This is a genomic window from Paenibacillus agri (assembly GCF_013359945.1).
GTDB classification, from domain to species: Bacteria; Bacillota; Bacilli; order Paenibacillales; family Paenibacillaceae; genus Paenibacillus_AQ; species Paenibacillus_AQ agri.
The window spans coordinates 1-19318 of the sequence record NZ_JABWCS010000174.1; the positions used below are offsets into that span (position 1 = coordinate 1).

At 49.8% G+C, this 19318-nt stretch carries 17 protein-coding genes, 14 tRNA genes and 1 rRNA gene; 5 read left to right on the forward strand and 27 right to left on the reverse strand.

Translation table 11 applies throughout. The features are described from left to right. Positions 1 to 227 precede the first annotated feature (227 nt). The 5 genes from HPT30_RS01235 to HPT30_RS01255 all read right to left on the reverse strand — a co-directional run bounded on the left by HPT30_RS01235 (position 228) and on the right by HPT30_RS01255 (position 4514). Complete coding sequence (locus tag HPT30_RS01235) at positions 228 to 467, reverse strand: hypothetical protein (RefSeq protein WP_175369737.1); 240 nt, start codon at positions 465 to 467, stop codon at positions 228 to 230. After that, positions 428 to 1303: a radical SAM/SPASM domain-containing protein gene (locus tag HPT30_RS01240; RefSeq protein ID WP_175369738.1), complete on the reverse strand. Its 876-nt coding sequence runs from the start codon at positions 1301 to 1303 to the stop codon at positions 428 to 430. Before HPT30_RS01240 ends, HPT30_RS01235 begins: the two co-directional genes overlap by 40 nt. 19 nt (positions 1304 to 1322) lie before the next feature. After that, positions 1323 to 2309: a Gfo/Idh/MocA family protein gene (locus HPT30_RS01245; protein ID WP_175369739.1), complete on the reverse strand. Its 987-nt coding sequence runs from the start codon at positions 2307 to 2309 to the stop codon at positions 1323 to 1325. A gap of 204 nt (positions 2310 to 2513) precedes the next feature. Then, positions 2514 to 3902, reverse strand: coding sequence for a threonine synthase (gene thrC / locus HPT30_RS01250; RefSeq protein ID WP_175369740.1), 1389 nt, complete (start codon positions 3900 to 3902; stop codon positions 2514 to 2516). Positions 3903 to 4010: 108 nt separating this feature from the next. Then, complete coding sequence (locus HPT30_RS01255; RefSeq protein WP_175369741.1) at positions 4011 to 4514, reverse strand: CYTH domain-containing protein; 504 nt, start codon at positions 4512 to 4514, stop codon at positions 4011 to 4013. 205 nt (positions 4515 to 4719) lie between these two features. Between HPT30_RS01255 and HPT30_RS01260 the strand changes: the two genes are divergently transcribed. Both HPT30_RS01260 and HPT30_RS01265 read left to right on the forward strand, forming a co-directional pair. Next, positions 4720 to 5478, forward strand: a complete 759-nt coding sequence (locus tag HPT30_RS01260; RefSeq protein ID WP_175369742.1) for a 3'-5' exonuclease — start codon at positions 4720 to 4722, stop codon at positions 5476 to 5478. A gap of 262 nt (positions 5479 to 5740) precedes the next feature. Then, positions 5741 to 6562 (forward strand): MerR family transcriptional regulator, encoded by an 822-nt coding sequence (locus HPT30_RS01265; protein ID WP_312876274.1) that lies wholly within the window; start codon positions 5741 to 5743, stop codon positions 6560 to 6562. A gap of 450 nt (positions 6563 to 7012) precedes the next feature. Here the strand turns inward: HPT30_RS01265 and aroD are convergent, their stop codons facing one another. Next, on the reverse strand, positions 7013 to 7777 hold the full coding sequence (gene aroD, locus HPT30_RS01270; RefSeq protein ID WP_175369743.1) for a type I 3-dehydroquinate dehydratase: 765 nt from the start codon (positions 7775 to 7777) through the stop codon (positions 7013 to 7015). A gap of 27 nt (positions 7778 to 7804) precedes the next feature. Further along, positions 7805 to 8731 (reverse strand): ribokinase, encoded by a 927-nt coding sequence (gene rbsK / locus HPT30_RS01275; protein WP_312876275.1) that lies wholly within the window; start codon positions 8729 to 8731, stop codon positions 7805 to 7807. 378 nt (positions 8732 to 9109) lie between these two features. Between rbsK and glgP the strand changes: the two genes are divergently transcribed. Then, on the forward strand, positions 9110 to 10723 hold the full coding sequence (glgP, locus tag HPT30_RS01280) for an alpha-glucan family phosphorylase (RefSeq protein WP_175369745.1): 1614 nt from the start codon (positions 9110 to 9112) through the stop codon (positions 10721 to 10723). 32 nt (positions 10724 to 10755) lie between these two features. On the opposite strand, the gene HPT30_RS01285 is transcribed toward glgP, so the two are convergent. Then, on the reverse strand, positions 10756 to 12045 hold the full coding sequence (locus tag HPT30_RS01285; RefSeq protein ID WP_175369746.1) for a GGDEF domain-containing protein: 1290 nt from the start codon (positions 12043 to 12045) through the stop codon (positions 10756 to 10758). Between the two features lie 246 nt (positions 12046 to 12291). Between HPT30_RS01285 and katA the strand changes: the two genes are divergently transcribed. After that, positions 12292 to 13749 carry a catalase KatA gene (gene katA / locus HPT30_RS01290; protein WP_175369747.1) on the forward strand — a complete coding sequence of 486 codons (1458 nt, stop codon included), beginning with the start codon at positions 12292 to 12294 and terminating at the stop codon, positions 13747 to 13749. Between the two features lie 246 nt (positions 13750 to 13995). On the opposite strand, the gene HPT30_RS01295 is transcribed toward katA, so the two are convergent. After that, a complete protein-coding gene (locus HPT30_RS01295) occupies positions 13996 to 14190 on the reverse strand; it encodes a sporulation protein Cse60 (protein WP_066377049.1) in 195 nt (64 codons plus the stop codon). A 361-nt stretch (positions 14191 to 14551) separates the two neighbouring features. On the opposite strand from HPT30_RS01295, the gene HPT30_RS01300 reads away from it, so the two are divergent. Further along, a complete protein-coding gene (locus tag HPT30_RS01300; protein ID WP_175369748.1) occupies positions 14552 to 15007 on the forward strand; it encodes a GreA/GreB family elongation factor in 456 nt (151 codons plus the stop codon). Between the two features lie 102 nt (positions 15008 to 15109). Here HPT30_RS01300 and HPT30_RS01305 read toward each other — a convergent pair whose 3' ends face one another. The 18 genes from HPT30_RS01305 to rrf form a co-directional block, all read right to left on the reverse strand. After that, positions 15110 to 15997 carry a DNA polymerase III subunit gamma/tau gene (locus HPT30_RS01305; protein WP_175369749.1) on the reverse strand — a complete coding sequence of 296 codons (888 nt, stop codon included), beginning with the start codon at positions 15995 to 15997 and terminating at the stop codon, positions 15110 to 15112. Positions 15998 to 16077: 80 nt separating this feature from the next. Continuing rightward, a complete protein-coding gene (locus tag HPT30_RS01310; protein ID WP_175369750.1) occupies positions 16078 to 17028 on the reverse strand; it encodes a helix-turn-helix transcriptional regulator in 951 nt (316 codons plus the stop codon). Between the two features lie 171 nt (positions 17029 to 17199). Continuing rightward, positions 17200 to 17664: a YdeI/OmpD-associated family protein gene (locus tag HPT30_RS01315; protein ID WP_175369751.1), complete on the reverse strand. Its 465-nt coding sequence runs from the start codon at positions 17662 to 17664 to the stop codon at positions 17200 to 17202. Positions 17665 to 17767: 103 nt separating this feature from the next. Further along, positions 17768 to 17838 (reverse strand) — tRNA-Gly (locus tag HPT30_RS01320). 12 nt (positions 17839 to 17850) lie between these two features. After that, a tRNA-Pro gene (locus tag HPT30_RS01325) sits at positions 17851 to 17924 on the reverse strand. Positions 17925 to 17947: 23 nt separating this feature from the next. Then, positions 17948 to 18024: transfer RNA gene (locus tag HPT30_RS01330), tRNA-Arg, on the reverse strand. Positions 18025 to 18032: 8 nt separating this feature from the next. Then, a tRNA-Gly gene (locus HPT30_RS01335) sits at positions 18033 to 18107 on the reverse strand. Between the two features lie 6 nt (positions 18108 to 18113). Continuing rightward, positions 18114 to 18197: transfer RNA gene (locus tag HPT30_RS01340), tRNA-Leu, on the reverse strand. A gap of 14 nt (positions 18198 to 18211) precedes the next feature. Then, positions 18212 to 18287, reverse strand: a tRNA-Lys gene (locus HPT30_RS01345). Between the two features lie 5 nt (positions 18288 to 18292). Then, positions 18293 to 18367 (reverse strand) — tRNA-Gln (locus HPT30_RS01350). A gap of 35 nt (positions 18368 to 18402) precedes the next feature. Beyond that, positions 18403 to 18480: transfer RNA gene (locus tag HPT30_RS01355), tRNA-Asp, on the reverse strand. A 77-nt stretch (positions 18481 to 18557) separates the two neighbouring features. Further along, a tRNA-Met gene (locus tag HPT30_RS01360) sits at positions 18558 to 18631 on the reverse strand. A 41-nt stretch (positions 18632 to 18672) separates the two neighbouring features. Continuing rightward, positions 18673 to 18748: transfer RNA gene (locus HPT30_RS01365), tRNA-Val, on the reverse strand. Between the two features lie 7 nt (positions 18749 to 18755). After that, positions 18756 to 18827: transfer RNA gene (locus tag HPT30_RS01370), tRNA-Glu, on the reverse strand. A 62-nt stretch (positions 18828 to 18889) separates the two neighbouring features. Beyond that, positions 18890 to 18979: transfer RNA gene (locus tag HPT30_RS01375), tRNA-Ser, on the reverse strand. A gap of 3 nt (positions 18980 to 18982) precedes the next feature. Continuing rightward, positions 18983 to 19058: transfer RNA gene (locus HPT30_RS01380), tRNA-Asn, on the reverse strand. Between the two features lie 3 nt (positions 19059 to 19061). Next, positions 19062 to 19138, reverse strand: a tRNA-Ile gene (locus tag HPT30_RS01385). A 59-nt stretch (positions 19139 to 19197) separates the two neighbouring features. Continuing rightward, a 5S ribosomal RNA gene (gene rrf / locus HPT30_RS01390) occupies positions 19198 to 19314 on the reverse strand. Between the last annotated feature and the right edge of the window lie 4 nt (positions 19315 to 19318).

Sequence of the window (19318 nt, forward strand, 5' to 3'; positions counted from 1 at the left end):
ATTCGATAATGAAGTAGAATTTTTCATGAAGTCGCCTCGTTTCCACTGTTTGTAGGGGTACAAACACTGTAACGAACGGGCGGCTTTTTTTCTACCTTTTTTTGGCTAATCAACAGGCCTAACAAAATTGCTCTTATTTGAATCTTTAGCTCTCTGGGCGCCTTAACACAATACGACACGCCTCCTCTCCAGCCTCACACTTGAAAATCAGAGCGGAATATCCCATGTTACCTTGCACTATGGTTAACCAAACGTAACACATTAGGCTGCTGACCATTACCGGCAGCAAAACGTAAACCATCAAAAAGCAAACCAAAAAGCAACAAACCAAATAAATTCCAAACCAAATAAAAACCAAACCAAAAAGCAGCAAGCCCCCTCTTCCCAAGGGGGCTTGCTACCTCTCCAATGCCCACAGCCCGGGCATTTAGGTGCCGAAGCGCTGGCGGTAGCCGCACTTCCGGCACAGTTCCTCCACGGCTTCCCTGCGGGAGAAGCCGTAGAACAGATTGTTGGCGCGCTCGCCTTCAACAATCTCAGAGAATGGAGTCTCGTGCAAATTGCCGAGATTGATTACCCCTTCACCGTCGAGACAGCAAGGAACGACGGTGCCATCCACCAGCACAGCGGCCTGAGACCGCAGCGCATGACAGAAGCCCTTGCCGTCATCCTCCGGCTCGTGGAGGGCGGGCCACCTGAACTCGTGATCCTGGTTCAGGTAGATGCGCGGCGCGACTTTGACGCCGCTACCGGGCATGACCTTCTCTTCGATTTTGAAATCGAGCCCGAAGGCCTCCTCAAGCAGTGCCAGTGTCTCCCGGTTACGCTCACGCGCGAGATTTGTCATGTTATCCTCGGTCAGATTCCACAACCGGAAGGAGATCAGTACCCCTTGCTCAGCTGCCTGCTTGGCAAATGCAATAATCTCCGACACATAGCCCTCGCGGTTCTCCGAGCCTTCATGCCCGTCGAAGCTGTGCAGCGAGAAGTTCATCTGCCGCAGTGCAGGTTTGCCCAGAATTTTCGGTCCGGCTTTATGAATCAGCGTTCCATTAGTCGTAATATTGACCTTGAATCCTTTGGTATCCGCGATATCCAGCAGTTCTGCGACACGGGGGTGCAGTAGCGGCTCACCTTTGACATGCAGATAAATATGATTAGTATGCGGCTTGATCTCGTCGAGAATCTTGCTGAACGTGTCCGGCTTCATGAAATTCTTCGTCCGGGCCGTTGGCGGACAAAAGCTGCAGGCGAGGTTGCAGACACTTGTGATCTCAATATATACCTTCTTAAATGTCTTCAAGCCTGGCCCTCCATTTCATTCATAGATCTGAGGCATACCGGAGTCCGATCTGTGCTCTGGCTTCCTCCATAATTTCAGCCACAGCCAGCGAATTGGCATGACTGTTGATACTGCTCTCCCGCTCACCGTTCTTGAGCAGTTGGATGAACTCCTCAACTTCATAATACATGGATTCAAACACCTGCGGCTGGGTCAATTCCTCTACCGTTCCGTCGCGGTAATGAACTTTCACCTGATAAGGCTGGTTTATTTTATCAATAACCATCGTGCCGTTCTCACCTTGAATCTCAGCGGGAAGATAAGAATCAGCAATCTTCGAATGCATTACGACAGCATCCATATCATCATAACGCAAAACGATACTTCCTTCCCCATCCACACCTGAAGACAGCAGCACACCCACTGCCTGCACAGACTCCGGTTTACCGAACAATGCTACCATCGGATACAAACAGTAGATGCCCAGATCCATAAGAGATCCATTGGAATAGATAGGATTGAATGCGTTCAATACCGTCCCTTGACGGAAAGCGTCATATCTCGACGAGTATTGACAATAGCTTGCAAAATAACGGCGGATACGCCCAAGTTTATACAAATTATCCTTAACAATTTTAAAGTTCGGCATAAAGGTCGATTTCATCGCCTCCATGAACAGCACGTTGTTAGTGCGCGCCGCCTCGATAATCGCCCGGAGCTCTGCACTGTTGGAAGCAGCCGGCTTCTCGCACAGGACGTGCTTACCGTGATTGAGACAGATGACCGCCTGCTCCGCATGCATGGAATTGGGACTAGCAATGTACACCGCATCCACTTCTTTGCTGGAGACCATGTCCTCCAAATCGGTGTAAATCGTGGCTCCCGCATATTTGGCGGCGAAGGCCTGGCCTTTCTCCTGCGTACGAGAATACACCGCTGTCAGAAGAAATTCCTCATTCTCCAAGCCGGCCTGAACAAAGCGGTCTGTAATCCAGTTGGTCCCTATGACCCCAAATCGAATTGTCATGATGTGATCCCGTCCTTTTTTAATCTACTGACTCTATATGCTATTTTCTCACTCCATGATAGGTCTGTCTACTTTTCCGGACATTTTTACGACAAATTTTACGCTTATTTGACCTTCAATTCACACAGTACGTGCCGCCGCACGAAAGAATGGACTCCGCATCCACTGATACGAAGCCCATTCTGAGTTTTACTCTAATTCATTTTATTCGTAAAAGGCCTGAAGCTCACGGATGATAACTTCCTTGTCATGCTCTACCACCGTTTGATGCTGTGGCATTTCGAAAAGCGCAGCGATAGGTGCCGGGAACTCCTGCTTGATGGCGATCAGTTGAATCGCTTCATCGAACTTCGCTGGATGCGCCGTCGCAAAAGTAATGGTAGTCTCTCCATTCCCGCTAAACGCCTCATATGCCGCAATACCACAAGCCGTGTGCGGATCGAGCAGATAATCATACTCCTGCTTGTATTTGCCAATGGTATCAAGACACTGCTGATTCTTCGCGCCAAGCGCATCAAAGTCGGATTGCACCTGAGCCAAAAGCTCACCGTCTACCGTGATTTTGCCTTCACTTTGCAGCTTGGACATATAACCGGACAGTTTCTCTGCATCCTCACCTAACAGATAATACAGATAGCGCTCGAAATTGCTCGCCACTTGAATATCCATGGAAGGGCTGTAGGTGCTCTTGAAGTTCCCCGGTTTGTACTCCCCGGTATTCACAAAACGCTCCAGAATGTTATTCTCATTCGTTGCGATAATTAACTTGTTGATCGGCAAGCCCATTTGCTTCGCCAGGTACCCGGAGAAAATATTCCCGAAGTTGCCGGACGGCACGCTGATATTGATCTTCTTCTCGGCACTGCCTTCCACTTGCAGATAAGCATAGAAGTAATATACGGTCTGTGCCAGAATGCGCACAAAGTTAATGGAGTTGATTGCCCGCAGGTGATAACGGCCCTTGAAGTCCAGATCAGCGAACAAATCCTTGATAACTTTCTGGCAATCGTCGAAGTTGCCATGTACGGACAAATTCAGCACATTGCTGTCATCCACTGTCGTCATTTGCAGCTCTTGAACCTTGCTTACTTTGCCGTGCGGGTGCAGGATGCAAATCTTGATGCCTTCCTTACCACGTACGCCTTGGATCGCCGCCGCACCGGTATCGCCCGAAGTGGCTCCAAGAATATGGATAATCTCGCCGCGTTTGCGGGAGATATAGGAATACAGCTCACCCATGAATTGCAGTGCAACATCCTTGAACGCAAAGGTAGGACCGTGGAACAGCTCCAGCACATACAGGGAATCATTCACCTGATGCAGCGGAGTTACCTCCGGCGAACGGAAAGTAGAATAGCTGGTGGCTACCAGTTCTTTTAAATCCTCATATGGGATCTCGTCGTTCGTGTAAAGGGAAAAAATCTTCAGGAACAGCTCCTGATAGCTGAGGCTTCTCCATTCCTCCAGCGTAGCCGCGGATACGGCCGGAATCTGCTCGGGAACCATAAGTCCTCCGTCGTCCGCAAGTCCCATCAAGACTGTATCAATAAAGCCCTTAGGCTCCACATGGCCTCTTGTGCTTATATACTTCATGTTCATCCTCCTGAACCCCTGTTTATTTACCCTATATAGTAACACGTTTACGCGCTAAAGTCCGTTATTTTTGTATTGTAATTGTTGAAAATAGACTTAGCATCACCTTTAGCGGAATGCCTTGTTCTGAAGTTCCTTCCAGACCGTCTTGTTGCTGTACTGCCGCTCGGTACTAACATCCTTGCCGAACCAGTCTGGCGCCTGAAAGCTTTCTGCTTCCTCAAGGGAATCAAATTCAACCTCCAGCACCGCCAGCTCCAGCTGGGTGTACACATCAATCTCTACCGTAACCCCGTTCCAGAGGGCGGTAATACGCTCCTTAACCAGCGGGATCGCCCGTACAGCTTCAACCATCTGAGTGTACAAACCTTCTGAAATGCGGTATTCAATCTCTTCACGCTGAATGCCTTTACCATCCTTGAACGTATGGGTGTAAAACACCTCTCCCGTGTCCAAATCCGAAATCTTGCGCACTCGCAGCTCCTGACCTCCGTCAATCGCCAGATATGTCTGGTCGATGCTATGCCGGGTCACAATCTTCAGTTCTCCTTGCTCTATTCGTTGCTCCGGGTATTCCGGTAGCAGAAACTTACGTTCAATCTCCTGGCCCATGGTGTCTCTCTCCTTCTTGTCTTTAGCTACTTCTATATTATTAATCATCATAGGGGCGGGGCATACGCAAGTCAATCCGCAGAAGTGCATCAATAAAAATACCTGCATGGTTCAGCAGATTTCCCGTTGCCCCTCTTTTTTTGTTAGAATAGAAGGGTCGGCGCGTAGATTACAGCGTCAGTCAAGGAAACGGAGGCAAGTACCTGTGGATTATATTATTCTGGACATCGAATTCAACGGCCGCAAGTTTGCAAGCGAGCATCCTATGGAGGTCATTGAGATTGGAGCTGTCCGGCTAGACTCTTCATTGCAGTATAAGGATGAATTCTCATCCCTGATTAAACCTATATATTTCTCCACCCTTAACTCTTTCATCAAGAAAAAAACAGGCATTCCTCAAGAGGATATTGACGTTGCAGCCCGTTTCCCCAAGGTCATCACCGCGTTCAGGGAGTGGCTTGACCAAAGCACGGACGGCGTACTGCTGCTTACCTGGGGCGGCGAGGATATGAAGCGGATCATTCAGGATATCCGTATGCACAAAATGGACGATGCCTACTGGATGGCCGCCACCTATTTTGATCTTCTGAAAGGCGTGCTCCGCGCCCGCGGCTTAAGCAATGACATCAGCGTTGAGGGCGCAATGGCACTCCTGGAGCTGGAGGCTACCGGGTCTGCACACCGGGCGCTGGATGATGCCCGGATGACGTCGGAGATTTTCCGTGCTATATTCAGCGAATTGGACTTGGAACGGGCACAGCATTACGTAGACACCTTCTCCAACGCAAGGGAGCGCAAGACCGTCAAGATTGCCATCAAGGCAATGACCTCACAAAAGGTCGTCCCGACCTGGGAGCTGGTGGAGGAGCATTACTTCTCCGACAAGAATACCCTTGCCGATCCCCGCAAGCTGGCGGAGCTGAAGGCATTTTTCGAAGCACAAGTAGGGAACACTAAGAAGTAGTTCCTTCTGGTATTCTATTTTTCTGGTCATCTGATTAAGCAACCAACAATAAGAACAGCGGCAGTTTCCTTACAGTGATTCCATTCGGTGATCCTGCGGGATAATGCCGCTGTTTTGCATTCTCCCTTATGATTCAGGCTATGAATGATTCATGCCATCAATCATTTCCTCGTTCGTAAATTGCCCTGCGAAAAACCGTTTGACATTGCCGTTACGTCAAGGTGTACATTAAATTTAAGCTTAAGCTGACGAAATACAAAGGGTGTTCGAAGCGGCCGCTGGACAGCCAAATGAGCAACGTTTTGGAGGGATTAATACGGAATACACAGTGCAAAAGCTGGGGACACTCGCCGGAATCAGTACAAGAACGTTGCGGTATTACGATGAGTTCGGAATTCTGAAGCCGGCCAGAATCAATTCTTCCGGATACCGCATATATGGTCAGGCCGAGGTGGACCGGCTGCAGCAGATTCTTTTTTACCGGGAGCTCGGCCTAAGCCTTGACCGGATTAAAGAGCTGGTGACAGCACCGTCCTTCGACGGGGCCAGAGCACTGCAGGAACACCGCGACAAGCTGCTGCAAAAAAGAGAACAGCTGGACCTGTTAATCGAAAGTGTCGAGAAGACTCTGGCGCAAACGGAGGGGAGAATAAGGATGAGTAACGAAGAAAAATTCGCAGGCTTCAAGCAAAAGCTGATTGAGGACAACGAGCAGACCTACGGGCAGGAAGCGCGTGCGAAATATGGTGATGAGGCCATTGACCGTTCCAACCGGAAGCTGAAAGGTATGAGCGAAGAACAATACGCTGCCATTCAGCAGCTGGAAAAAGAAATGTTTGAGGTATTGGAAGAGGCTATGGAGCAGGGTGACCCAGCCAGTCCATCCGCTCAGAAAGCAGCCGATCTCCACCGCCAGTGGCTCTACTTCTACTGGGACACCTACTCGAAGGAAGCCCATGCCGGAGTGGCACAAATGTATGTGGATGATGAACGCTTCACCGCCTACTATGACAAGCACCGGCCTGGGTTGGCCTCCTTCCTGCGGGATGCCGTTCACATCTACACAGGCACAGAGCAAGTGTAGTCATAGACTTCGCACTGAACACCAAGAGCGGCACCTGAATATCCCGGTGCCGTTCTTTTTGCTGCTTAGCCTGCGTCTCTCTGTTATCGTCTGGGCCTACCAGCCTTTGTATACAAAGCAAAGCCTGCATATCCCAACTTATCAGAGCCCGTTCCTAGATACGGGTGGCTCCTCATGCATCCTTACGGAGACAACCACCAGAAACTCCGATGCAGCAGATTCGGCGTTTGGCGCAGCTCCACTGGCCCGTAATCTACGCCCCGGGTTAGCTATGCAGGTACGTGGTGGGCGAAACTCTCAACTTCATAAGACCATACCCACATGCGAGCGGGACTCCATGCACTCTGGTACCCATCAGCCAGCGGCATATTCACGTGTCGCCTAAAGACTGCGATGCAACCTAATATGGGCGTCTTATTAAGAACTTAGGCAGGAACATCCATTTACCGCCTACAAGCTCCGATGCAGCAGGTTCAACGTATCGCGCAGCTCCGCGACCGCGATCTGCCCCGGAGCCGATGGCTTGCGGGCCGCACCGAAGGTTACGGCGGAGCCGAACACTTCGCCCGCCAGACGGCTAATCACGCCTGCCCCAGCCATCGACATCGTAATGATAGGCCGGTCAGCGTACTCCGACTTCATCTCGTGGGTAGCTTCCAGCAGGGTCAGCACATCGGCTGGCGATTGCGGCATCACCGCAATCTTAGGCAGATCTCCTCCGAGCGCCTGAGCTTTACGAAGGCGGGAGATGATCTCCGATTTTGGCGGTGTGGCGTGAAAATCATGATTAGAGAGGATCACAAACACTCCATGGGCGTGTGCTGCTTCTACAAGCGCCGTTACGTCATCTTCCTCGTTAAATAACTCGACATCAATGATATCGGCTAGTCCACTTGCTGCAACTGCCGCGTTAAGGTTCACATACGCTTCCCGGCTGATCTCCTTCTCGCCGCCTTCCCGTGCACTACGGAAGGTGAAGATCAGCGGCAGCTCAGGGATAACCGATCGTATGGCCTGCAGCGCTTCCTGAACGGCTGCGCTATCCTCGACCCCCTCATAAAAATCCACACGCCACTCCGCCAGATCCGGGGCCAGCAGCTTTAGCGCCTCAGCCTCCTGCTTTAGCTCGTCCACCGTCACTCCGACAAGCGGAACACAAATCTTGGGTACACCTTCGCCGATGGCTACATTTTTCACTGTCAGTATGCTACTCATTTTGTTCAGCTCCTTGTGTATCCAAATCTATTCCTGCTCCCCGGCTCCAGAGGCCGCCTGCAGAAACTTCTCTACCTCGGCCAGCCTCGGCAGAGAAGGTATCGCCCCTGGCTTGCCTACAGCCAGGGCGCCTACCGCATTGGCGAAGCTTACCGCTTCAGCCAATGCCGCCCCACGGGTCACTTGCAGCGCCAGTGCCCCGTTGAAAGAATCGCCGGCGGCCACGGTGTCCACCGCCTGCACCGGGAATCCGGGAACATGCTCTGTTCCCGCTTCATTGACAATCAGTGCCCCTTTGGAACCAAGGGTCACGATGACGTTCTGCACGCCCTTCGCCAGCAGCAGGCGGGCGGCTTCACCCGCGGTGTCCACACTGTCCACCGCAACCCCGGACAAGACGCCCGCCTCTGTCTCATTGGGCGTCAGGTAGGTCACATGGCTGAGCAGTTCATCGCTCAGCGCCTGTGCCGGGGCGGGATTCAGGATCACCGGAATCCCGTGAGCATAGGCAATGGCCGCGGCGCGCTCGCTCATGGCCATATCCATTTCAAGCTGCAGGACGACGATCTCCGCTTGGCGGATTACATCCCCCAGCGCTTCAATGTCTGCTGCAGTAAGTTCAATATTCGCACCGGGAACGACGATAATCCGGTTCTCACCATCTTCCTCCAGCACGATGGAGGCGACTCCTGTCGCTTCCCCCTTACTGACGGAGATATGCTCTATATTCACTTGCTCCTGTCTCATAATCTCCCGCATTTCGTTGCCGAAGCCATCCTGGCCGACCCGGCCAATCATGGTCACCTCTCCGCCCAGGCGAGCTGCGGCAGCAGCCTGATTGGCCCCTTTTCCGCCAGGGGACAGACTGAAGCTTTGTCCGAACAACGTCTCTCCGGGTCCCGGAGCCCGTCCTGTACGAACGACCATATCCATATTCAAACTTCCAATTACCACGATACCCAAGCTAGACACCACCATTATTGTTCTTATTCTGGCTCAAACCAAAATCAGCGGTTGACGCTTCATTAAACCGCTACGGATGCGGAGGGTTCTTCCGATCCTCCACTCTAACGCCAGCGTAATGTCAACCTCTGATTTTAGATAGAGCCCTTATTCTTTTATTCCTTTATCTTATGGCCTACACCCCAGTTAATCAAATAATTCTCTGCATTCCGGTACAACTTTTCTTTGGCCCGCTCCTGTAAAAAGAAAAGATCATGATTACCCTATCGATAAAAGGGGAACATAATAAGGAGCCCTCTGCTGATAAATTCTCTGAAGAGGCGCTTCACAACAAGTTGTTCATTCCATTCCTGATGGGGAGGCTTAGCAGTGAACGAGAAGAAATTGCCGGTGGTCGCCTATTTTTGTATGGAATACGGCCTTCATTCCGATTTCAAGCTGTACGCAGGCGGACTGGGCATTCTGGCAGGTGACTATATTAAAGGCGCTAAAGATATAGATGCTCCCCTCATTCCCATCGGGCTGAAGTGGAAGCAGGGCTATACGGATCAGAAAATAGGTGGAGACGGCAAACCCTACGATGCTTATCACAATTATGTCTATGATTTTCTTGAAGATACTGGCGTTAAGGTGACGGTCAATATACGGAAGATTGATGTGGTATGCAAAGTGTGGAAGACCGATCATTTTGGCAACAATCCGTTATATCTGCTGGACACGGATGTCCCGGAGAACAAGGATGCTTGGATTACAGGACAGCTCTATGGCTGGTTTGACGAGGAACGAATTGCTCAAGAGATGGTGCTTGGTATTGGCGGGGTAAAGGCATTGCGGGCCCTTGGCATTGCGGTCGATGTCTATCATTTCAATGAGGGTCATGCTGCCTTGGCCGCCACCGAGCTGATCCGTGAGAAAATGTCCGGAGGGCACACCTTCGAGGAAGCCTGGAGAGCCACCCGGGAAGAGGTTGTATTCACTACCCACACTCCGATCAAGGAAGGCAACGAAGCGCACCCGCTGGACAGACTTGAATATATGTGCGGCTTCAACGGCTTGACTCGTGATCAGATGGAACGGATCGGCGGTGAGCCTTTTAACATGACTGTAGCCGGGCTCCGGCTAGCGCGGATTTCGAACGGAGTAGCGGAGCTACATGCCGCAACAGCCAATAAAATGTGGAAGACAGTCGCGGGCAGATCGGAGATTATCCCCATTACCAATGCCATTCATACCCCAACCTGGGTGGATGAACGTATCACCAAAGCTTATCAAGCAGGCGGCGATTTGTGGGCTGTTCACCAGGAGCTCAAGGGCGAGCTGATCGACTTTATTGCTGAACGCTCCGGAATCCCCCTGAATCCTGACAATCTGCTGATTGGATTTTCACGCCGGGCAGCTCCCTACAAGCGAAGTGATTTGATCTTCTCCAAGCCCAAGCTGATCGAGCCATACCTGGAGAGCGGACGTATCCAGATCGCCTTCTCTGGCAAAGCGCATCCGCTGGATGATGTCGGCAAGCAAATTATCAGCAACCTGGTGGGGATGATGAAGAAGTATCCAAAAAGCGTGGTATTCCTCGAAAACTACGACATGACTATTGGCGCTAAGCTAACCCGCAGCTCCGACATCTGGCTCAACAATCCGCGCCGGCCGCTGGAAGCCAGCGGTACCTCTGGTATGAAAGCTGCTATGAACGGGGTTCTGAATTGCTCTATTCTGGATGGATGGTGGCCTGAGGCCTGCATCGACGGCGAAAATGGCTGGAAGATTGGCGATACCTTCGAGACCGGAGATCTGGAATTTCAGAATCAGCACGACAGCGATGCGTTGTATGATACCCTTTTAAACAAAGTTGTCCCGACCTTCTATGAGAATCGCAGCAAATGGGTGCAGATGATGAAGAAAAGTATTGAGACTACGATTACTACATTCGCGACCAAACGCATGCTGGAAGAATACTATAACAAAATGTATATCAAATGAGCTGCTATGAACCAAACTGCATCCTACACCGTCTAGACTTCCCAATCTTCCGTCTTCTTCCCGTCCACCGACAGTGGGCGGGTTTTTGGCATATTCATACGGACTACGCTATTCCGCCCCCCTGCTTTGGCCGCGTACAGTGCCTCATCTGCAATCTTCATCAGCTCGGCAAACTGGCCGTTATTACGGACTCTGCCTGTAGCCGTTCCCAGACTGCCTGTCACAAATTCGCCCGTGACCGAAAATTCGTGGGTGATCTTCATTCCGCTGATTTGTTCACGGATTGTTTCCGCAATCTCCGCAATCTCTTCCTTTCCGGTATGAAAAGCGGCGAACACGAACTCTTCACCGCCTAATCGTGCAGCGATATCCCCAGGCCCTCTGGACGCCGCATGGATGACCCCGGCAATGCTTTTGATCACCTTGTCGCCTTCCGCATGACCGTAATTATCATTGAACTGCTTGAAATAATCGATATCCAGCATAATCAGAGAAACCTCCGTATCTGGAGCATCCTGGCTACTGAGCATGCTTTGTACCTGCTGATCGAAGGCACGGCGATTGGGGATCCCGGTCAGATCATCGACCAGCGACAGCTTCAATAGCTCCTCGTTGGCCCGTTCCAGTTCCCGGTGTACCCTTAAGTTCTCTTGTATTTCCTGCTCTAGTCTAGCATTGCTTTGCCCTAGCAGGACTTTGCTATAGAAATTGCGGCAATAGGTCACATACAGAATCCGGGAAGCTATCCATGTGAAGAATACGAAAATGCCCAGATTCACATAATGGCCGACTAGCACCTCACCTGAAGCTTGAAAAAACGGCAAGCCCGCAGCCAGTACCAATGTCGATACCCCATATAACAGCAGAATAGTCTTATTGTTAAAGTAGAAAATAACCGAGATACTCATCAAATTCACGACAAAAGCCATCAACTGGCCATACAGCCGCTGATCCGCCAAAGCGACAATACTTCCCCATACCACGAATATAATGGAGTAAAGAAGAAAGGCCCCTTGATATCTCCGGAATTGCTCAGGTGAATACGTCTTGTCAGGATCATATCTTCTAGCAGCAAGCAAAAAACAGATATTCATAACAATCATCAACATATACATAACAAAATAAAAGCTGAAGTGAAAGCTCTCATGTGCGTTGGAGATAGATGCCGTCACATCAGCAACCGTGAGTGCGGCTTCCAAACCGATGATGATTCTGGCGAACAACATTCCTCGCGCAATATTTTCCTCAAACATCTGATTCTGCAGTTGTTTCTTTTCCCTGGCAGTCAACTCGAAAGGTAGCCTGATCAACCTACTCAGCATGTTAATCTCCCTTTGCCGGGGAAGAACCCCCGGAGTCTACTGGTAACAGCTTTATTATCCTTTATTTTCTAATGGTAGTACATCATAAATACCTATTCTGTGCAAATTGTGTACCTTCCCCCTCAATCTATTTATAAATATTTCTTATTTAAAATTATTATAAAAAAGGATTGCAATTTCCTCGAATCTTGTTAATATAGAACTTATACTAAATCTAAAATCAAATCCCATGAGGTGATTCTATTTATGAGTTCCAACCCTAATAACCTTACGACTAGCTGGGGTGCGCCAGTAGGCGACAACCAGAATTCCATGACCGCCGGCTCCCGTGGCCCTAGCCTATTGCAGGATGTTCACCTGCTAGAGAAGCTCGCGCATTTTAACCGGGAACGGATTCCCGAGCGTGTCGTGCATGCCAAAGGAGCCGGAGCCCATGGATATTTCGAAGTCACACAAGATTTGTCGCAATATACGAAAGCTAACTTCCTGTCCGAGGTAGGTAAGCGTACACCGATGTTCATCCGTTTCTCCACCGTTGCCGGTGAATCTGGCTCGTCCGATACGGTCCGCGATCCGCGCGGCTTTGCTGTGAAGTTCTATACCGAGGAAGGAAACTACGACCTTGTCGGCAACAATACACCTGTCTTTTTCATTCGCGATGCCATTAAATTCCCGGACTTTATTCATACACAAAAGCGTCACCCGCAGACCCATTTAAAGAATCCCAACGCCGTCTGGGACTTCTGGTCTCTATCGCCTGAGTCATTACATCAAGTTACCATTCTCATGTCCGATCGTGGCATCCCCGCTACACTGAGACATATGCATGGCTTCGGAAGCCATACCTTTAAATGGGTGAATGCAGAAGGTGCCGTAGTCTGGGTGAAATATCATTTCAAAACAGAGCAAGGCGTAAAGAACCTGGATGTCAAACTGGCTGCCCAGCTTGCCGCTGAGAACCCGGATTATCATACCGAAGATTTGTTCAATGCCATTGCCGCCGGTGACTTCCCTGCTTGGAAACTGTATGTGCAAATTATGCCGGAGAAGGATGCCGACACCTACCGCTTCGATCCGTTCGACGTGACCAAAACCTGGTCGCAGAAGGACTATCCTCTCATTGAAGTGGGCCGCATGGTGCTGGACCGCAATCCGGAGAACTATTTTGCAGAGGTAGAGCAGGCGACCTTCTCCCCCGGCTCGTTCGTGCCCGGCATTGAAGCTTCCCCTGATAAAATGCTGCAGGGCCGCCTGTTCGCCTACGCCGATGCTCATCGTTACCGGGTAGGCGCCAACCATAACAGTCTGCCTATCAATCAGCCCAAAGCGGAAGTGCGAAATTATCAACGCGATGGAGCGATGAACCACGGCACCAATGGTGGAGGATCCGTCTATTACGAGCCTAACAGCTATGGTGGCCCTACTGAATCACCAGCAGCCAAACCAGTACCGTTTGAGGTCTCCGGTCAGGCAGACAGCGTTGCTTACGACCATAATGATCATTACACCCAGCCCGGCGATTTGTACCGTCTGCTTAGCGAAGACGAACGTACCCGTCTCGTTGAGAACATTGTCGGTGCCATGACCCCGGTTGACCGGGAAGACATCAAGCTCCGGCAGATCGGTCATTTCTATAAAGCGGACCCTGAATTCGGACAGCGTATTGCCGCAGGATTGGGCTTAGCGGTACCGGATAGCGTGTAAGATCATCTTTTTTCTATAGGAGCAACTTATTGTAGAAGTAAAATTGGAGTTCCCCCTATCACTTAATTTGTGATTCTCCAATCCCCCTAACCCTTATTTATATAAGAAAAAGGACCTCAATCTCCACTCTGCAGTGGGGTTTGGGGTCCTTTCATGTGTTATTAGTGGATGAATCCAAAGTAAATTACTACAAGTAAAATAGCAATGGTTGATATTGCAGAAAGACAAGTAAAAAAGAGGCTCCAGCTATTGTTTCTCATTCGTCTTGTATACGATTAGGATCGTCGATCTCTGGTGTTCCGCACCGTCGCGTGAAGACTTGACCACAGAACCATAACATACATTCACTACCTGTTCTTCTTGCAGTCCCGCTAAAAATTCATTCGCTTTGTTCTCCGCATAAGAATTGTCCGTATCCACGAACTCCTTGACTTGAATCATCCTAATCTCTCCTTTGTAAGATATTATTAATTTCCATTTACTCAGCTTCTACCTGAGCCCCCAGAATGCACATGACGCATCACTCCTAAGGTAACATTTAATGTAAACTATTCGCAAACATAGAGTAAGGCACTCCGCAGCTACACGCAGAATGCCTTTACTTGAGCTAAGCTTAGCATTCCCCCTGCAAAGAGTCAACGGGATGGATTGGATTTACAGTTGGCAGCTGTTATACTGTGGTGAAGGCCCCGAATGATGCGGGGTCTCTATTCGTATAGACTAATGCAGGAGGGATTCAGAATGACGAGGTTTTATATTTTATCTACAAGAAACGTGATGCTTAGAGGGGGGGAAATCTACTATGAACCATAGTCTTCTCTACCAGGGCTCGCGGACGCAACTCGTTAGCCAGCTTCTGTATTTTGACGAGGAGAAGCTGGGCTTCCTAAATCAATATTTTCCCGAGCGAAGCAAGGAAAGAGTCACGGCCGAAGCGCTGTTGTCCTGCTATTGTGCCACACTCGAACAGCTACTCGCCGATTTTAATGAAGAACAGCTGAACTCTAGGGTCCTGATTGGCAGCCAGCTCACTCTGCGGTATCTTGAGGATGGCGAAACCGATATCTACACCATCGTATTCCCCAATCAGGCGGAGCCCAGTGACAGCAAGGTCTCCATGCTCTCGCCTGTGGGCATGCAGCTGCTATTAGCAGAGGTGGGTAGCACAAGGCGTCTTAAAGTTCCTTCTGGTGAATTGGACGTCGTCGTTGAGAGTATTACATTTGTGAATAGCGGTGAAGTGGGACAGGTCATTTGATTCCTTTCCCAGGAGGATTGGCCTAAATAACATAGATCGTTTAAAAAGTGGCCTCTTTACTGTCTCAGACAGGAAGAGGCCATTTTGGGCTGCCTATATGTATCAACTAAAGATTCGATGACCTGAATCCGGTTTATAATCAACAAACAACTCACTAATGTCCTTGTCTACAACCACTCTGTTCAGAAGTTCTGCTCCCACCTTCGTATTATTCACCAAAGTATCCACCAGTTGTTTTTGCTCGGTGGTGAGCTGTATGTAATCGGCCGGAAACTTGCGGCATTTCAGCACCATTCCCAGCAGGGCATCCGTTGTGCGTGTACTAAGTTCAATGATCTCCTGTATGTATTTGCGCGTCGTTTCTACCGTGCTGATATACCGGCGTATTTTAGCAGCCTCTGTATTAGCTCGCTCAGCGAGTTTTTTATTCTTTTTATACCTAAGAAGGCCGACGTTCAGGATAGCACCGCAGCCCAGAGAGCCAGCTAGTCCCAATAGAGAGGTCTCCTTAGTGGTATTTCCTTCTCTTGCGGCAGCCTGTATCTCACTCCTAAACCAAGGTAGCTCTGCATAGGTCGAGCCTGCACTGCTAAGCGTAGTTCCAGAAGCCCTTGTACCGAACGTAGTGGCAATAGCCAGCACCGCTGTTCGTCCATGAGAAGCGACACCCCTACCGGCTATAATATCCGTAGCTGGCAGTCCACCAGAAGTGTGACTTGCCTTGCTAATCTTCATCTCCAATGTTTTCAGAAGACCACAGAACTTTTTAGTCTCGATCTTGATTACCTTTAACTCCGTATTCAGTACCACTGGTTTGTTGCTCATCGTATTGATGAAGTCCCATGCTTCATTAATTATCGTCTGGAGTTTCTGTCGTTTATCCAGCAGCTGCTTCGCATCCTTAATAAAGCCTTGTTTCTCTGCTTCATAGGTGGCCTGTACCCTCTTCATATTCCCAATGGCATCTTCCCGCTGACCTTTGTTGAACACCGGTTCGCCCCCTCATGAGCAATAATAGATGTAATCAAGCTCTCTCTATGGAAGTATACCTAAAATTTGGATATTGGTCACTACCGATACAGGTTTCTCCATTGCTCCAGCTGCAGCTTCAACTGCTCTCTGGCAGACGACGGCTCCAGAATCTCGGCATTAGGTCCGTATTGGAGAATCCATTTCATAAATTCCTTCTCGTTATTGACGGTAACCTCAAAGAGCAAACTACCATCCTGCTCATCCCTCATCCGCGGATGTACGAATAGCTCCTCCTCTTTGATATACCGGGCCACCTCTGGAGAGAAACGAACTTTGAAGTTTGTATTTTTGTTTCCCCGATCAATCGACCATGTATTTTTCAAATATTGCTTAATGTTGAAGCCGCCTTTGTCAAAATACTCTGCCGTAATCTCCACCTGCTGGAATCGGCTGATTCGGAAGGTACGAATGGCCTTCTTCAGATGGCAATGGCCGATAAGATAAAAGCGCTGATCGCGCGGAATCAAATAATATGGGTCAATCTCCCGTTCTGTTATCGCATTACGGCTCTGCGAATGATATACAGCACGAATGCTTCGTTGCTCCAGAATCGCCTCAATAATCGGCTGTAGAAAACTTTTGCTCTCCTTGCGGTAAGCTGGCGTCCCCATCTGGATAATATCAGCAATATTCTCAAGAATACCGTTCTGCCTGGATTTCTCCTTCAAATGTGTACCCATCACCTTAGCGTAGCCAGTATGAAATCCCTGCGGGATATTATCCTGATTCAGGACAGAGGGCAGTAGGGAAAACGCCAGCGCCTCCTCCTCGGAGAAGTCCAGCGGATACATGAAGAACTTGCCCATAAATTTATATCCCGTTCCCCTTCCTTCATTTGTTATAGGTGCAATGTGACTCAACAGCTCTAGATCCCGGTAGATTGTCCGGATGTTCACATCACATTTAAACGCCAGATCGGAGGCAGTGATTCCCGGGTTAGACTGGACGGCATTGATAATTTTGAAAATACGAATTACTTTGTCTGTCATTATGTACGCATTGCTCCTTTGTTGCTATGTTACAAAACCATCCATCTGCAAATTGAATATAGCAGCCTCTCCAGTCTTTACGCTGGTGGCGTATATCCGTTCCATTGCATAATAAAAAACACGGAGAGCAAAAGCCTCCGTGTTCGGATGAAGCTATGTTTTGCCAAACCATTATTTCAACCTGAGTCCTTCTTCCAGCTTGCCCACTGACTTTTCAATCCGGGCTGCCCGTGTCTCTTGACGCTTCGCTCCCTCGATCCAAGCCACATATTCTTTCTGGTAAGAATACGCCAGATTATCATAATAATCTCTGGCTCGTTCATTGGTGCTCAGGGTAGCTAAAAAGTCATCTGGCGCCAATACATCCCGTGACTCGGAATCCCCTTCCATCGTCACATTTACGATATCTCCCGGGCCCGCCTTTGCCAGATTTCGTAGCTCCTTGTTGGCTACCATAAAGTGACGCCCATCCCCATGCGGCATCAGCATTCCTCTGTAGGGTATCCCGTTAATTGTTCCTTTCACCTGAACACGGGATTTTGTTCCGAAAATCTCCTCCACCGCCAGCGGTACGTTAAAATACGTCCAACTCCCGGTCACCTCTGGTCTGACCAATTGCGCTGTGAACTCGTACATAGACAGTCCTCCCTTATTGCTACTAATTGTCCTATTGTACCATTTAGGGTGGACTAAACAAAAAAAGGCACCTGCCCGGAATGGGCAAGTGCCTCTTGTTATAAGCGGGTGATGGGAATCGAACCCACGCTATCAGCTTGGAAGGCTGAAGTTCTACCATTGAACTACACCCGCATAGATATAAAATCGGGATGACACGATTTGAACATGCGACCCCCTGGTCCCAAACCAGGTGCTCTACCAAGCTGAGCTACATCCCGACAATCAGTTGTGTTAATAAAAATGGCGCGCCCTGAGAGATTCGAACTCCCGACCTTTTGATTCGTAGTCAAACGCTCTATCCAGCTGAGCTAAGGGCGCAAAAATTATGGAGCGGACGACGGGAATCGAACCCGCGACCCTCGCCTTGGCAAGGCGATGCTCTACCGCTGAGCCACGTCCGCAAAACATGGTGCGCGTGAAGGGACTTGAACCCCCACGTCGTGAAACGCCAGATCCTAAGTCTGGTGCGTCTGCCATTCCGCCACACGCGCACACTTTAAAGAAATGGTGAGCCATGAAGGACTCGAACCTTCGACACCCTGATTAAAAGTCAGGTGCTCTACCAACTGAGCTAATGGCTCATAAATGGCTGGGGATATAGGATTTGAACCTATGCGTGACGGAGTCAAAGTCCGTTGCCTTACCGCTTGGCTAATCCCCAACGTTCATGAAATGGTAATTAAAACTTGTTAAGAATGGCGGAACCGACGGGATTCGAACCCGCGATCTCCTGCGTGACAGGCAGGCATGTTAGGCCAACTACACCACGGTTCCTCGTTAAGCACTATCGGGGTCCCCGGAAAGTAATCGGAATACGCTACAAAGCATATCTTCACTTTTTTGGGGATTAATTGCGGGGGCAGGATTTGAACCTGCGGCCTTCGGGTTATGAGCCCGACGAGCTACCGGGCTGCTCCACCCCGCGTCATTAAAAACATATCTTATTGTCTCCCGAAGGAGGTTACATGGTGGAGGCTGAGGGGATCGAACCCCCGACCCTCTGCTTGTAAGGCAGATGCTCTCCCAGCTGAGCTAAGCCTCCATAAATATGACCCGTAGGGGATTCGAACCCCTGTTACCTCCGTGAAAGGGAGGTGTCTTAACCCCTTGACCAACGGGCCATGCTGCAAAACCAATCAATGAAACGTTACATCGCTTGTCCACTAAGGATAAAAACTGCGAACGGAGAGAGAGGGATTCGAACCCTCGAGACGCTTGTGGCGCCTACACGATTTCCAATCGTGCTCCTTCGGCCAAACTCGGACACCTCTCCAAATGGCTCCCCGAACAGGACTCGAACCTGTGACAACTCGATTAACAGTCGAGTGCTCTACCAACTGAGCTATCAGGGAAAATGGTGGGCCTTAGTGGACTCGAACCACCGACCTCACCCTTATCAGGGGTGCGCTCTAACCAGCTGAGCTAAAGGCCCTTTTTACTACATATGTAAGCAATGCGGCAAAAAAATAACCACAGGCTTTGTGGTTGTCCGCTTGGCGGCGTCCTACTCTCCCAGGACCCTTCGGTCCAAGTACCATCGGCGCTGGAGGGCTTAACGGTCGTGTTCGGGATGGGTACGCGTGGAACCCCTCCGCCATCGCCACCAAACGGG